Source organism: Paraburkholderia kururiensis (genome assembly GCF_034424375.1).
Taxonomy (GTDB): domain Bacteria; phylum Pseudomonadota; class Gammaproteobacteria; order Burkholderiales; family Burkholderiaceae; genus Paraburkholderia; species Paraburkholderia kururiensis_A.
The window spans coordinates 6,499,116-6,513,585 of record NZ_CP139965.1 but is presented as its reverse complement, the minus strand read 5'-3'; the positions used below and the strand labels follow the sequence as shown (position 1 = coordinate 6,513,585).

Sequence of the window (14,470 nt, the reverse complement as noted above, 5' to 3'; positions counted from 1 at the left end):
GACGACTGCACGATTTCTTAGGGGAACGAACATGAATCGCGTTTTGCGCAATGGGCTGGCCGCGGCCAGCATGGCGGCAGCTTTGGGCTTCGGGTTCGGCGCGCCGGCGCTGGCCGCCACGCCGAAAGACATGCTCGTGATGGCCACGATGCTCGACGAGTTCTCCACGCTCGATCCGGGCGAAGTCTACGAACTCGTGCCGGAGGAATACATTGCGAACACCTACGACCGGCTCGTGCGGGTGGATCTCAAAGACCCCTCGAAATTCAACGGCGACGTGGCGCAGTCGTGGACCGTGAGTCCCGACGGACTCACCTTCACGTTCAAGATCAAGAGCGGCCTCAAGTTCCATTCGGGCAACCCGCTCACGGCCGACGACGTGGCCTGGTCCATTCAGCGCACGGTGCTGCTCGACAAGGGCGCGGCTGCGGTGCTGCAGGGCATTGGCCTCACGAAGGACAACGTGCTGCAACGCGTGAAGAAGATCGACGACACGACCGTCAGCATCACCACCGACCAGAAGTACGCGCCGACCTTCGTGCTCAACGTGCTGGGCGCGTGGCCGGCATCGGTGGTGGACAAGCAACTACTGCTCACGCACCAGAAGAACAACGACTTCGGCAACGAATGGCTGCGCACGAACGAGGCGGGCTCCGGCGCGTATCGGCTCGTGAAGTGGACCGCGAATGAAAGCATTGTTCTGCAGCGCTTCGACGGCTATCGTCTGCCGCTCGCCATGAAGCGCATCGTCTTGCGTCACGTGCCCGAAGCGGCGAGCCAGCGGCTGCTGCTCGAAAACGGCGACGCCGACGTGGCCCGCAACCTGAGCCCCGACGACCTCGCCGCACTCGAAAAATCGGGCAAGGCGCACATCACGGCGGTGCCGCAGGCCACGCTGCTGTACCTCGGCCTGAACGTGAAGAATGCGAACCTCGCGAAGCCCGAAGTGCAGGAGGCGATGAAGTGGCTGATCGACTACAACGGCATTCAGACCAACATCGCGAAGACCACCTTCAAGGTGCACCAGACGTTCCTGCCCGAAGGCTTCCTCGGCGCGCTGAACACGAACCCCTACCATCAGGACGTGGCGAAGGCCAAGGCGCTGCTCGCGAAAGCCGGCCTGCCGAACGGCTTCAACGTGACGATGGACGTGCGCAACGGCTACCCCTATAGCGAAATCGCGCAGGCCATTCAGGCCAATCTCGCGCAGGGCGGCATCAAGGTGGAGATCATTCCGGGCGACAACAAGCAGACGCTCGCGAAGTACCGCGCGCGCCAGCACGACATCTACATCGGTGAGTGGTCGGCGGACTACATCGACCCGCACAGCAATGCGCAGGGCTTCGCGTGGAATCCGGACAACTCGGAGAAGTCGGCCTACAAGATGCTCGCGTGGCGCAATTCGTGGGACATCCCGGACCTCACGAAGGAGACCAACGAGGCGCTGGCCGAGTCGTCGTCCGCGAAGCGCGCGCAGTTGTATCAGACCATGCAGAAGCAACTGCTCGCGCGCTCGCCGTTCGTGATCATGTTCCAGCAGGTCTCGCAGGTCGCCACGCGACCCGGCGTGACGGGCCTCGAAGTGGGACCCATCAACGACCTCGTGTCGTACCTGCACGTCAAGAAGCAATAAGCACGGCATGAGAGGCGCGGCGGCGCCTCTCGCTGGAGGAAACGAACATGTCCCTGTCGATGCCGGCTACGCCGCTCGAAACCCTGCGCAGAAGCGCGGCGCGCCACGCGAGCGTGCGCTGGACGCTGCGTGTGCTGCGTGTGCTGCGCTGGGTCGTCACGCTCGCCGTCACGTTCGTGGGGCTGCTGGCCGTCACGTTCGTGATCGGCCGCAAGGTACCTATCGACCCGGTGCTGATGGTGGTGGGCGACCGCGCCTCCGCCACGGCGTATGCGGCGGCGCGTGCGCAGCTCGGGCTCGACCAGCCGCTTGCCGTGCAGTTCTGGCTCTATGCGCGCGACGTGCTGCACGGCAACCTCGGCGTTTCGCTGCTCACGGCGAACCCCGTGATCGACGACATCAGGCGCGTGTTCCCCGCCACGCTCGAACTGGCCACGCTCGCGACGCTGATCGGCGTGCTGGTGGGCGTGCCGCTCGGGGTGATCGCGGCGGCGCGGCACAACCGCTGGATCGATCACGTGGCGCGGTTCGTGGGGCTGATCGGCAGCTCCGTGCCGGTGTTCTGGCTCGGGCTCATGGGGCTGCTGCTGTTCTATGCGCGGCTGCATTGGGTGTCGGGCCCGGGGCGGCTCGACCCCGTGTTCGACGGCATGGCGGATACGCACACGGGCAGCCTGCTGATCGACGCGCTGATCGCGGGCGAATGGGACGTATTCTTCAATGCGCTCTCGCACATCGTGCTGCCGGCCGCGATATTGGGCTACTACTCGGTCGCGTATCTGAGCCGGATGACGCGCTCGTTCATGCTCGATCAGTTGAGCCAGGAATACGTCACCACCGCGCGAGCGAAGGGATTGCCCGAGCGCCGCGTGATCTGGGTGCACGCGTTCGGCAACATCATGGTGCCGCTGCTCACGGTCATCGCGCTGTCGTACAGCTTCTTGCTGGAAGGATCGGTGCTCACGGAGATCGTGTTCGCGTGGCCGGGCATCGGTTCCTATCTGACCGGTGCGCTGCTCAATGCCGACATGAACGCCGTGCTGGGCAGCACGCTCGTGATCGGCGTCACGTTCATCGCACTGAATTTGCTGACCGACGCGCTCTACCGCGTGTTCGATCCGCGTGCCCGTTGATGTCCTGGAGAACCCTTTCCGTGCACCCGCGTTCCGATTCGACCCACCTCGTCAAGCTTCCGGACGGGGCCGCGCAGGCGTCGCAGGACGATGCGCCTCATGAGCCCGTGCAGGCAGAGCCGGCCGTGAGGGAACAGACGCCCGCCATGCACTGGCGCGCATGGCTCCTGACCGATGCGCCGCGCTCGCGCGGCCAGGCGGCACTGGGCCGTGCGTATCGGCGCTGGCGGCGCTTCGCGAGCAATCCGCTCTCGCTGTTCGGCCTCGCGATTCTGGCCTTGCTCGTAGCGCTCGCGGTGTTCGGGCCGCTCGTCGCGCCGCACGATCCGCTGCGCCAGGTGCTCTCCGACCGTCTGCTGCCGCCGGGCTCCGCCTCGCACCTGCTCGGCACCGATCAACTGGGCCGCGACATTCTCTCGCGGCTCATCTACGGCGCTCGCATCACGCTTTCCATCGCAGTGCTCGTCGTGCTCGTGGTGGTGCCCATCGGTCTTCTGATCGGCACGACGGCAGGCTTCTTCGGCGGCTGGATCGACAACGTGCTGATGCGCGTCACCGACATCGCGCTCGCGTTTCCGAAGATCGTGCTCGCATTGGCGTTTGCCGCGGCGCTCGGCCCCGGCGTCATGAACGCGGTGATCGCGATCTCGATTACCGCGTGGCCCGCCTATGCACGCCTTGCGCGCGCGGAAACGCTGCGCCTCGTGCAGGCGGACTTCATTCATGTGGCACGGCTGCAAGGGGCTTCGCGCGCGCGGCTGCTGCTGCGCTACATCGTGCCGCTCTGCTCGTCGTCGGTGATCGTGCGGGCCACGCTCGACATGGCCGGCATCATCCTCACCGTCGCGGGCCTCGGGTTTTTGGGGCTGGGTGCGCAACCGCCCAGCCCCGAATGGGGCTTCATGGTGGCGTCAGGCCGCAACGTGCTGCTGGAAGCGTGGTGGGTGGCGACCCTTCCGGGCTGCGCGATTCTCGCCGTGAGCCTCGCGTTCAACCTGCTCGGCGACGGCTTGCGCGACGTGTTCGACCCGCGCCACGGAGACTGAATGATGGCAACTGAACTCTCCGGCGGCGCACCGCTTGCCGAAATCGAAGACCTGCACATCGCGTTTCGCGGCCACGACGGTGCGCTGACCGAAGCGGTGCGCGGACTGTCGCTCACCGTGAAGCGCGGCGAGCGGCTTGGCATCGTGGGCGAGTCGGGCTCGGGCAAGTCGCTCACGGGCCGCGCGCTGCTCGGTCTCTTGCCGCCCGCCGCGCAACTGAGCGCGAAGACGCTGCGCTTCGACGGCGCGGATCTGCTCGCCCTGTCCGCACGCGAACGGCGCAAACTCTGCGGCCGCGAGATGGGCATGATCCTGCAAGACCCGAAGTACTCGCTGAATCCTGTGATGACCGTAGGCGCGCAGATGCGCGAGGCGTTCGCGCTGCACGACCCGACGCTGGGTCGCCGCGCCATGCGCGAAAAGATTCTCGCGGCGCTCGCAGCCGTGCATATTCGCGATCCGCAACGCGTGGCCATGGCGTATCCGCACGAACTCTCGGGCGGCATGGGGCAGCGCGTGATGATCGCGATGATGGTGTCCGCGGGGCCGAAGCTGCTCGTCGCCGACGAACCCACCAGCGCGCTCGACGTGCTCGTCTCCATGCAGGTGCTCGCGATTCTCGACGAGATGATCGAGCGGCACGACACGGGGCTCGTGTTCATCAGCCACGACCTGCCGCTCGTGATGTCGTTCTGCGACCGCGTCGTCGTGATGTACGCGGGACGGGTGGTGGAAACGTGCGCGGCGCGCGATCTGGCGCACGCGCAGCATCCTTATACGCGCGGACTGCTGGCCGCCAATCCGCCGCTCACGAACCCGCCGGACACCTTGCCGGTGCTCGAACGCGACCCCGCGTGGCTGACCGACCGCGCCAACCATGCCGCCACCGGCGAAGGAGTGCGGCCATGATCGACATCGATGCGATGACGGTGCGCTTTCGCACCCAGACCGGCCCGTTCGACGCCGTGCGCGGCGCGAGCTTTCGCGTGGAAGAGGGCGAGGTGTTCGGGCTCGTCGGCGAATCGGGTTCGGGCAAATCCACCATCCTGCGGGCGTTGACGGGCCTCGCGCCCATCGTGGAGGGCCGCGCGCAGATTGCGGGCCAAGCCGTGGGTACCAGGCCCGACCGCGCCTTTCGCCGCAACGTGCAGATGGTGTTTCAGGACCCGTATGGGTCGCTGCATCCGCGCTTCACGGTGGATCAGACGCTGCGCGAACCGCTCGCCATCAACGGGCTCGACCGCGAGGACGAACGCATTGCCGACGCGTTGCGCGAAGTGGGGCTGGGGCCGTCGTTCCGTTTTCGCTACCCGCATCAGCTTTCGGGCGGACAGCGGCAGCGCGTGGCGATTGCGCGGGCGTTGATCGTCGAGCCGCGCGTGTTGCTGCTCGACGAGCCCACCTCGGCGCTCGACGTTTCCGTGCAGGCCGAGATTCTCAATCTGTTGCGGCGGCTGCATCGCGAGCGCGGGCTCACCATGATTCTCGTGAGTCACAACCTCGCGGTGGTGGGGTTTCTGTGCGCGCGTGTGGCCGTGATGCGCAACGGCGAGATCGTGGAGCAGCTTTCCGTGGATGCGGTGCGCGCGCAACAGGTGGAACACGATTACACCCGAAGCCTGCTGCTTGCTACCGGCGGGTATCGCCGCAAGGCGGTGGGCGGCATCGGGATCGATGCGACGCTTTGATATGACTCTGTAGAGGCCTTATTGCGGCCTTGTAGCGGCCTTGTAGCGGCCCGATGAGAGGCCGCTGGTTGCCCGGCGCGAACGCGCCGGGCCGACGAAACCTGTTAACCGCGGTCAGCGGTCGATCGCAAGCTTCGCGCCGAGCCCCAGCAGCACGGTGCCCATGACGGCATCGATCGGCTTGCGGATCTTCGCGTAGCCGCGCTGCACGCTGGCCGTGGAGAGCAGCACGGCCACCGTGCTGAACCACGCGATGGAGACCGCCGCGACCGTCGCCACCGTTGCGCCGTGCACCCACAGCGGCGCGTGTGCGGGCAGCAGCGTGACGAACAGACTGCCGAAGAACGCGGCGGCCTTCGGGTTCGTGAGACCGACCAGCACGCCGCGACGGTACGAGTACCAGCCGCTGCCCGTGTGCGCCGCGGCGGCAGCAGGTTGCGGCTCGGACGCCTGGCGCAGTCCCGCAAGCGTCTTCACGCCGAGGTAGAGCAGATAGACGGCGCCCGCCATGCGGATGCCTTCGTAAAGCCACGCGAGCTTCGCGAGAATCAGGCCGAGCCCGAACACCGCGAGCGTGGCCCACAGCGCGTGCGAGGTGGCGATGCCGGCCGCGGCGCACAGGCCCGCGCGTCGGCGCGAGAGCGCATGCGAGGTCACGGCGATCAGGTCGGGACCGGGGCTGATGCAGGCCAGCAGCATCACGCCGGCGACGGCGGCAAGTTGAGCAAGATAGTGCATCGGCAGACCTCGACGGAAGGAAGCGGGAAGCGTTGCGGAGAAGCCGCCGATGTTAGCGCATCGCGCCGGTAGGCGCTCGCCCGGTCCCGGGGCGGGTGCGAAAACTGCTGCGTGCCCTCGGTATGACCTGAATGCGGCCTGGCCCTGGGTCGGACCCGATCCGGCCCAGGCGCCGTCGCGAAGAGGAGGGAACCGATGATGAACCCCGCGCCACTGTCATTCGACTGCATCGGCGCGCGACGCATGCTCGCGCGCCTCGTGCCCGCGCTTTGTACGCTGCCGGCCGTGGAGGGTGCCGCTGCGGCCGTCGTGCAGCCCGAAACGTTGCGCCTTGCCCCGAACGGCTGGATTCCGAATCATCCGCGGCTGCCCGTGCTCGTCTATCGGCATGCCATCACGCCTTCGGGCAGCGACCCCGCTGCGCTTTTCGAAGCGCGCTTTGCGCAGAACGGCTGGCCGCCGCAATGGCGCAACGGCGTGTACGACTTTCACCACTTCCATCCGTCCACGCACGAGGTGCTCGGCATTGCGGCGGGCAGCGTGCGCGTGGTGCTGGGCGGTCCGTCTCCCGTGGGGCAAGAGGTCACGTTGCGGGCGGGCGACGTGGCCGTGCTGCCCGCCGGCACGGGACATTGCCGTATCGACGCGAGCCGCGACTTTCTCGTGGTGGGCGCCTATCCGCCGGATCAGGACACCGGCATCAGCCGCACGGCGCTGGACGCCGCGCGCCTCGCGGCTCTGGCGCGCGTGGCGTATCCGGATTCCGACCCGCTCTACGGCGCGCAAGGTCCGCTCGTGAAGCTGTGGCAAGGGGCGTCGTAGACGCGTGCCGGCCCGGCGCCAATCGCTGGCGAAGGCGCCGCTGAACGCGCAAATGCGAGCAACGCGCACGCGCCCGACGGCTGCGCGCGGTCGAAACAGGCGGCGCTACAGGGGTTTCCGGGCATGCCGGCGCGCGACGGGAATGCGAGTTGTGGCAGGGGTGGTCGCGCTTCTATTCTGGCGTTGTTGGGCGAGAGGGCATGGGGCCACCGCCACGCTTAGCGAGACTCACGATGACCGATACGATTCAAACCACCATCCAGGACGTGACCCAGGACGCGACGCAATCCGCGACACACGCCACCGCGCAGACCATGAAGCTCAATCACCTGAGCTTCCCTTCGGCCGACACCGCTGCCACCGCACGTTTCTTCGAGCAGTATCTCGGCTTCACGATTGCCGGCACGTGGGAGCAGTCGTACATCCTGAAGCGTCCCGGCTTCGACGTGGTGATCGACCACGCGCGCGACGACGTTCCCGCGTGGCCGAAGGCGTTCCACGCCGGCTTCGAATTGCCGAGCCTCGAGGCCGTTCGCGCGTTGTACGAACGCTTCAAGGCCGACGGCGTGCAGATGGAAACCGGCATCTTCAACAACGGCCGCGGCTCGCGCTTCTTCTGCCGCGCGCCCGGCGGCGTGATGTTCGAATTGAACACCCGCACCGACGCCGCTCCGCAATATCAAGGCACGTTCGACAACTGAGCCTGCCCTGCGGGCGGCACGGTCTTCGCGCGGGATGGACGAAGCACCGTGCCGCTCGCGCCGGCAATACGTTCGCAGCGTTTCGACGCGGCATGTCGAGCCGCGCGTCGAGTCACGCTTCGAGCCGTATTTCAGGCCATATTTCAACCCGCAGCCGCAGCCGCAGCCGCAGCCGCATACCGCGGCGCCGGCACGTTGCGCGACAGCTCGTTGAACATGGCGAGACGCGCCGCGTGGTAGGCGTCCCACTTTTCTGCCGCGTGCAACGACGGAATGGTCACCAGCTCGCCGCGGTCGAAGCCCACCAACGCTGCGTCCACCATGTCCGGCGCGGGCATCACGATGTTGCTGTCCAGATGTTCGAGCGGCAGGCCGCCGGTTTGCCAGAATTCCGTCGCGGTGGCCCCGGGCAGCACGGCCTGCACCTGCACGCCCCTGCTCGCCAGCTCGTGGTGCAGCGACTGGCTGAATGCCAGCACGAAGGCCTTCGTGCCGCCATACACGCCGTTGAGCATCTCGGGCGCAATGGCCACGATCGACGCGATGTTGATGATGGCGCCCTTGCCGCGCGCAACGAAGCCCGGCACGGCGGCGTAGGTAAGGCGCGTCAGGGCCGTCACGTTCAGCTCGATCATCTCCGTCATGCGCTCGACGTTGCTCTCCAGCAGCGGCGTGTGCGTGCCGATGCCCGCGTTGTTCACGAGCAGATCGATGCTCGCGTCTTCCTTGAGCTTCGCTTCCACGGCCGCCAGTGCGGCGCGATCAGCAAGATCGGCTTCGATCACTTCCACGTTGCGGCGCGTTTCGGTGGTGATGCGGTCGGCCAGCGCGACGAGCCGCTCGCGATTGCGCGCCACGAGCACGAGGTCGTAGCCGCGTCGCGCGAGGCGGTCCGCGTAAATGGCGCCCATGCCCGACGATGCGCCCGTCACCAGTGCCGTGCCTTGATGTGCCTGCGTCATGATTTGCTCCTTGCATTTAAGTGGTGTGGATTCGGCAAGGCAAATCGTAGGCGTCGCGGCGAGTGGCGTAAATGACGTTTATAGGCAGGTTTCAGGACATCGAGCCTGAAGGCGTGAAGGCTTCAACTCCGTTCAGTAGTGCACCGTCAACGGCTCGGGGTAGTTCTGCGTGAGCGGATACGTGCTCGCGGGCGTCCAGCCTTCTTCGGTAATCACGGGCGGCACCGACGGGCTGCTGCCCAGCGTGCTGCACGACCCTGGCTGTCCGTACGAATGCAGCGTGAGGGTGGACGACGGCGTGTCCGCCGCAATGTACGTGGTGGCAACGCTGCCTGACCGCAGGGTCACGGCAGGCCGTACCGGCGCGTCGCCGCTGATGAAGGGCGGCCCGCTGCAGTCGCTGGTGGGATAGTAGGTGCTCGGGAAGAACGACGAAGCCCATTCGTATTGCGTCGATGAAAACTGGTCGTCCGTGTAGAGCCGGCTGAGCGGCACGACGATGACGGCGCCGTTGACCTCGATCACCGTGGCGACCGGTTCGTTGTCGAAGGCGACGAGCGGTCCGACGTACCTTCCTTGCGCGTCGAACACTTTCAGCACGGCGGCGTTGTTCGCGGGGGCGCGGCTCGTCGGGTCGTCACCGTGTGCCACGAGCGGCGTCAGACAAAGCGCGAGCAGGACAGCGGCATGTGAGGTGCGCATTTCGAATCTCCTGTTCCGTCACATCGCGGATGCGGCGCTCAGTGGCGACGCTGGCGGTTGTCGAAGCGGACGGTAAGCGGCTCGGGGTAGTTCTGCGTGAGCGAATAGGTGCTCGCAGGCAGCCAGCCCGAGGTCGACGTACTCGTCGCGATGCAGCCGAAATGCGATTCGACCTGCGACTGTCCCGCGATCGTCGTGGACCAGGTGTCGGGTGCGATATAGGCCGTCGCGACGGAACCCGTGCGGATGGTGAGCGAAGGGCGCACCGGCGCGGCGTCGCCGCTGCCCACGAAGTTCGTGCTGGAGACGATGGGCGGACCGCTGCAGTCCGTGGAGGGATAGTTGGGGAAGGCCGTGCTGCTGCTCCACTCGAACTGCGAAGCCGAGAGGTGGCCACCCGCCGATGCGCGGCTGAGCGGCGCAACGATGATCGCGCCGTCGACGCTCACCACCGTCGCCACGGTTCTGTCGGTGAACGAGACGAGCGGGCCCACGTCGTGGCCCTGGGCATCGACTACTTCGAGGGCCGCGCCCGCGTTCCCGCCGGGATCGCGGCCCGGGTTCGCACTGTTTCCCTCACCCGCGTCACCCCCATAAGCGGAAGACGCAAGACACACGGCACAGAGCGCAGCCACTATCGAGTAGTGCATTTCATGTCTCCTGTTTTGTGCAGCGGACGACGTCACGGCGAAGCGTGGTGTCCGCGTCGTGTCGACACGCCCCGCGTTCAATAGTGAATCGCGAGCGGTTCGGGGTAGTTCTGCGTAAGCGGGTAGGTGCTTTGAGCCAGCCAGCTCGGCGCGGGCGAACCTTCGCCCGTGCATTGACCGTTGGGCGGCGTGGGCATGGAGTAGCCGACGGGCGCCACATAGGCCGTGGCCTCGGTCCCCGAGCGCAGCGTGAACGACGGCCGCAGTACGCCGGGCCCCGTGAGCGCACCGATGACAGGAAAGCCCCGGCAATCGAGCGTGGGCGGCGCGGCCGTAGCAGGCAGGGTGTTCGCCCATTCGTATTGCGAGGCCGACGTCTGGCCGTTCACCGAGACGCGGTGAATGGGTGCGACGATGAGAACGCCGTTGGCGTTCACGACCGTGCCCACCGTGAGCTGATCGATAGCGACGAGCGGGCCGATATATTTGCCCTGACTGTCGAACACCTTGAGCGTCTGCGCGTGACGCGTCTGACTTTCTCGGGCCGTGTCGTCGGCATGAGCGAGCGGGATTGAACAGAGGGCAAGCAGAACAGCGACGGTTGCGTTACGCATTTCACGTCTCCTGTTTCAGGCAGGCATGCATGCCGCGCGCGAAGCAGGGGCTTCGTGCGATATCGATGAAATGAAAAGCGTCCGCTGGAGGCCCAGGGAGAGAGAGAACGGCTGTCGCCGTTGCGGCGGGATTGGTGCGGGACTTGAGCGTTACGCGTCGCCTGCACCAGATGTTTAACCATAGTGCAGCGAATGCGCGCTTTCAACCGCGGCGAGGCGCTTTGCGTTGCGTTGACGTCGGTTCGCCGAAATGCCTGCGCACAAGTGCGAGAGCGTACAGACGGGCGCCGTCAGCAGAGCGAAGGGCGCGCTTCGTTTCGAGGTCACGGCGCGCGCGTTCAGCGGCGCCTTGTTCGTTGCGCGTGCCGTGTTCAGGACGCGATACGGGCTATCCCTTGCTTTTCGTTCGCGGCGGTTTTGCTCATATCAATACGGCCTGTTTTCGATCAACCGTCCCCAAAAGACGGGTCTCAAGTAATGCGTCCGTCTGCCGTTATGCCTTTTGTTCCCCCACGAGAAAAGAGACGGAGAGGAGTTCTGCATGATCGATAAAGCCCAGCAGGACATTGAGCAGCGCGTCAGGTTAGCCGGCAACAACATGTTCGAGCTGCTGCTGTTCAGGCTCGGCAGTGCGCCCGGCTCCGAGCAGCGCGAACTGTACGGCATCAACGTGTTCAAGGTACGGGAAATCGTGGAGATGCCGCCGATTACCGCACTCGCAGGCGCACGCCCCGAAGTGATGGGCGTGGTGGACATTCGCGGCCAGGTGATGCCCGTCATCGACCTTGCGCAGACCATCGGCTGCCGCACCGCGGGCGGCCCGCGCATTCTGCTCGTAACCGAATTCGCCCGTACCACGCAGGGCTTCGCCGTGGAAGAAGTGGACGACATCGTGCGGCTGGAATGGAATAACGTCATTCCCGCCGATGCCTCGCTCGGCAACGGTGCCGTGACCGGCTTCGCGCGACTGGACGGCGACACGCCCGACAGCCGCCTTGCCCAGGTCATCGACGTCGAGCAGATTCTGCGCGACGTGATGCCGGACCACGGTGCCCAGCCCGAACAGGAGACGGGCCGCATCACGCTGCGTCCCGGCGCGAAGGTGCTGGCCGCCGACGATTCGGGGCTCGCGCGCAAGCTGATCGAACAAAGCCTCGACGAAATGGGCGTGTCCTACGTCACGACCAAGAGCGGCCGCGAGGCCTGGGACTTCCTGCAGGGCGCCGTGCAGCGTGCGCGGGACCACGGCGGCCGCGTATCCGACGAAATCGCGCTCGTGCTGACGGACCTCGAAATGCCCGAGATGGACGGCTTCACGCTCACGCGCATGATCAAGTCCGACGACGAATTACGCGCCATTCCGGTGGTCATTCACTCGTCGTTGTCGGGCAGCGCGAACGAACAGCATGTGAAGAAAGTGGGTGCAAACGGCTACGTCGCCAAGTTTGCCGCCGCGGAACTGGCCGACGCCATGCGCCACGCGCTCGCCGAGGCATAAACACGAAATCCTGAAATGCAGACGTCTTCTCTTTCCATCCGCTTTCCCATCTCGGTCGGATCGACCACGGAAATCGTGGTCTCGCCGGGCAAGGTTGTTCGAGTGTTTCTGGTGGATTCGCTCGTGCCGCTCTACAACGTCGTGTATGCCGGCTCGCGTTTCATGGCGAACCGCGAGCAGGTCAAGCGGCAGATCGAGGCGCTCGCCGCGCACGGCAGCGAAATGCCGGCGCCCACGTGGGAATGGAAGCTCAACACGGGCTTCGACCGTTCCGTGGACGGCAATGCGAAGAAGGGCTGGATGCTGATCGAGCATCAGGCAAGCTGACGGCTGTTACGGCGTGCCGAAGCCGGCACGCCGCGTTGCATGCAGCCCGCTTCAGACGTCCGGCGGCACGCCCAGCAACTTGAGCGTGCCTTCGGTCACGCCCGCGAAGACGGGCCCCGCCACGGTGCCGCCGTAGAAACCCTGGCCTGCGGCGGGGTCGTCGATCATCACGGCGACGATCACGCGCGGGCGGCTCATCGGCGCCATGCCGACGAAGAGCGACCGGTAGCGGTTCTTCGCATAGCCCTGGCCCACGTGCTTCCTCGCCGTGCCGGTCTTGCCGCCCACGCGGTAGCCCGGCACGTTCGCGGCGCGGCCGGTGCCGCCGTCGCCCGTGGCCATTTCCAGCATCGAACGGATCGCAGCCGCCGTGGCCGGCGTGGTCACGCTGCGTGACTGCGCGGGGGTCGTGGCCCCTGCCGTGCCGTCTGCCTGAGACGCGGTGCCGTCTTGCGTGAGGCGCACGGGATGCAGCGTGCCGTCGCCCGCATACGCGGTGTAGACCTGCGCGATCTGCAGCAGCGACATCGACAGGCCGTAGCCGTAGGCCATCGTGGCCTGTTCGATGGGCCGCCAACGAACGTACGGCCGCAACTGCCCTGACGCGGCGCCCGGAAACGCGAGCGCCGGTGGGCGGCCGATGCCGTAGTCCTGATACTTGCGCCAGAGGGTCTCGGCGGGCAGGTTCAGCGCGAGCTTGGCGAGCGCGACGTTGCTCGACTTCTGCAGCGCCTCGGCCACGGTCACGCGGCCATGATTGGACGTGTCGTGAATCACGGCGGGACCGATGCGCCAGGTGCCCGGCGACGTATCCACGATGGTCTGCGCACGCACCTTGCGCTCGTCCAGCGAGAGCGCGACGACGAGCGGCTTGATCGTGGAGCCGGGCTCGAACGTGTCCACCACCGCGCGGTTGCGCAACTGGCTGCCCGTGAGCCGCGCGCGGTCGTTGGGATCGAACGACGGCCAGTTGGCGAGCGCGAGAATCTCGCCGTTGTGCGCGTCGAGCACGACCACGCTGCCCGCCTGCGCGTTGTGCTTCGCCACCGCGGTCTTCAATTGCGCGTAGGCCAGTTGCTGGATGCGCCGGTCGATGGTGAGACGAACGGTCTCGCCGTTGCGCGCGGGCACGGGCGGACGCGTTTCCGACACCACGCGCCCCAGCCGGTCGCGAATCACTTCGCGGTGCCCCGGCGTGCCCGAGAGCTGCGCGTTGGCCGCCAGCTCCACGCCTTCCTGTCCCTTGTCTTCGATGTCGGTGAAGCCCACCACGTGTGCCGCGGATTCGCCCTCGGGGTAGAAGCGCTTCGTATCGGCAATCTGCGTGATGCCCGCAATCGAAAGGCGGTCGATGTGCTGCGCCGTTTGCGCATCCACCTGACGCTTGAGCAGCACGAACGAGCGGTCGCTGCGCAAACGGCGGCGCAATTCGTCGAGCCGCATGTCGAGCAGTTCCGCAAGCGGTCCATAGGCGGCCTCGTCCACGAGCTTCGGCGTGGCCCAGATCTCGTAGGTGGCGAGGCTCACGGCGAGCAGGCCGCCGTTGCGGTCCACGATGCGCCCGCGTGTGGCATCCAGTTCGACCGTGCGTTGATAACGCTTTTCGCCTTGCTCCACGTAGAAGTCGCGATGGGCGACCTGCACCCACAGCGCGCGGCCCGCGAGGGCGGCGAAGGCCGCCGAGGCGAGCAGCACGACGAACTTCGAACGCCACGCGGGCAGGCGCGCCGCGAGTGCGGGATGAACACTGTTGCGGGCATAGCCGGCCGCGCGCTGCCGGTTCTTCGTGTAGGTCATGAACGAGAGCGGACAGCGGTCGCCGTCACGAAGGGAATGAACGGCCTGTAATCATAATGTAATGAGCGTGCGCCGTGACAGGGCGGCGTGGCGTCGCGACGCGGCCGATGCCCGCGACGGCGGTGTTTTGCTGGGAAGAGAGAAGGCGCACCGCGCGAC

15 protein-coding genes are annotated in these 14,470 nt (G+C 66.4%); 9 read left to right on the top strand and 6 right to left on the bottom strand.

Going from position 1 to position 14,470, the window contains the following annotated elements:
- Positions 1-31 precede the first annotated feature (31 nt).
- From U0042_RS29050 to U0042_RS29030, 5 genes are all read left to right on the top strand, one after another.
- Entirely contained in the window at positions 32-1,633 is a 1,602-nt protein-coding gene (locus tag U0042_RS29050) for an ABC transporter substrate-binding protein (RefSeq protein ID WP_114811334.1), read from the top strand.
- A 47-nt stretch (positions 1,634-1,680) separates the two neighbouring features.
- A complete protein-coding gene (locus U0042_RS29045; RefSeq protein ID WP_419150481.1) occupies positions 1,681-2,766 on the top strand; it encodes an ABC transporter permease in 1,086 nt (361 codons plus the stop codon).
- A gap of 146 nt (positions 2,767-2,912) precedes the next feature.
- Entirely contained in the window at positions 2,913-3,812 is a 900-nt protein-coding gene (gene nikC / locus U0042_RS29040; protein WP_114811421.1) for a nickel transporter permease, read from the top strand.
- Positions 3,813-4,721: an ABC transporter ATP-binding protein gene (locus tag U0042_RS29035; RefSeq protein WP_419150480.1), complete on the top strand. Its 909-nt coding sequence runs from the start codon at positions 3,813-3,815 to the stop codon at positions 4,719-4,721.
- Positions 4,718-5,500, top strand: a complete 783-nt coding sequence (locus tag U0042_RS29030; RefSeq protein ID WP_114811335.1) for an ABC transporter ATP-binding protein — start codon at positions 4,718-4,720, stop codon at positions 5,498-5,500. Before U0042_RS29035 ends, U0042_RS29030 begins: the two co-directional genes overlap by 4 nt.
- A gap of 114 nt (positions 5,501-5,614) precedes the next feature.
- Here U0042_RS29030 and U0042_RS29025 read toward each other — a convergent pair whose 3' ends face one another.
- Positions 5,615-6,238: a LysE family transporter gene (locus U0042_RS29025; protein ID WP_114811336.1), complete on the bottom strand. Its 624-nt coding sequence runs from the start codon at positions 6,236-6,238 to the stop codon at positions 5,615-5,617.
- 195 nt (positions 6,239-6,433) lie between these two features.
- Between U0042_RS29025 and U0042_RS29020 the strand changes: the two genes are divergently transcribed.
- Together U0042_RS29020 and U0042_RS29015 are read left to right on the top strand one after the other, a co-directional pair.
- Positions 6,434-7,060, top strand: coding sequence for a cupin domain-containing protein (locus U0042_RS29020; RefSeq protein WP_232833397.1), 627 nt, complete (start codon positions 6,434-6,436; stop codon positions 7,058-7,060).
- Positions 7,061-7,374: 314 nt separating this feature from the next.
- Positions 7,375-7,761, top strand: coding sequence for a VOC family protein (locus U0042_RS29015; protein WP_114811423.1), 387 nt, complete (start codon positions 7,375-7,377; stop codon positions 7,759-7,761).
- A gap of 143 nt (positions 7,762-7,904) precedes the next feature.
- Here the strand turns inward: U0042_RS29015 and U0042_RS29010 are convergent, their stop codons facing one another.
- The 4 genes from U0042_RS29010 to U0042_RS28995 all read right to left on the bottom strand — a co-directional run bounded on the left by U0042_RS29010 (position 7,905) and on the right by U0042_RS28995 (position 10,689).
- A complete protein-coding gene (locus tag U0042_RS29010) occupies positions 7,905-8,723 on the bottom strand; it encodes an SDR family NAD(P)-dependent oxidoreductase (RefSeq protein WP_114811337.1) in 819 nt (272 codons plus the stop codon).
- Positions 8,724-8,855: 132 nt separating this feature from the next.
- Complete coding sequence (locus U0042_RS29005) at positions 8,856-9,425, bottom strand: hypothetical protein (RefSeq protein ID WP_114811338.1); 570 nt, start codon at positions 9,423-9,425, stop codon at positions 8,856-8,858.
- 38 nt (positions 9,426-9,463) lie between these two features.
- Positions 9,464-10,075: a hypothetical protein gene (locus tag U0042_RS29000; protein ID WP_114811339.1), complete on the bottom strand. Its 612-nt coding sequence runs from the start codon at positions 10,073-10,075 to the stop codon at positions 9,464-9,466.
- 77 nt (positions 10,076-10,152) lie between these two features.
- The gene (locus tag U0042_RS28995; RefSeq protein WP_114811340.1) at positions 10,153-10,689 is read right to left on the bottom strand and encodes a hypothetical protein; all 537 of its coding nucleotides are present in this window, start codon (positions 10,687-10,689) and stop codon (positions 10,153-10,155) included.
- A 541-nt stretch (positions 10,690-11,230) separates the two neighbouring features.
- On the opposite strand from U0042_RS28995, the gene U0042_RS28990 reads away from it, so the two are divergent.
- Both U0042_RS28990 and U0042_RS28985 read left to right on the top strand, forming a co-directional pair.
- Entirely contained in the window at positions 11,231-12,187 is a 957-nt protein-coding gene (locus U0042_RS28990; protein ID WP_198665321.1) for a chemotaxis protein, read from the top strand.
- Between the two features lie 15 nt (positions 12,188-12,202).
- Positions 12,203-12,514 (top strand): hypothetical protein, encoded by a 312-nt coding sequence (locus tag U0042_RS28985; protein WP_114811341.1) that lies wholly within the window; start codon positions 12,203-12,205, stop codon positions 12,512-12,514.
- 51 nt (positions 12,515-12,565) lie between these two features.
- On the opposite strand, the gene U0042_RS28980 is transcribed toward U0042_RS28985, so the two are convergent.
- Positions 12,566-14,311 (bottom strand): peptidoglycan D,D-transpeptidase FtsI family protein, encoded by a 1,746-nt coding sequence (locus tag U0042_RS28980; RefSeq protein ID WP_114811342.1) that lies wholly within the window; start codon positions 14,309-14,311, stop codon positions 12,566-12,568.
- Positions 14,312-14,470 lie beyond the last annotated feature (159 nt).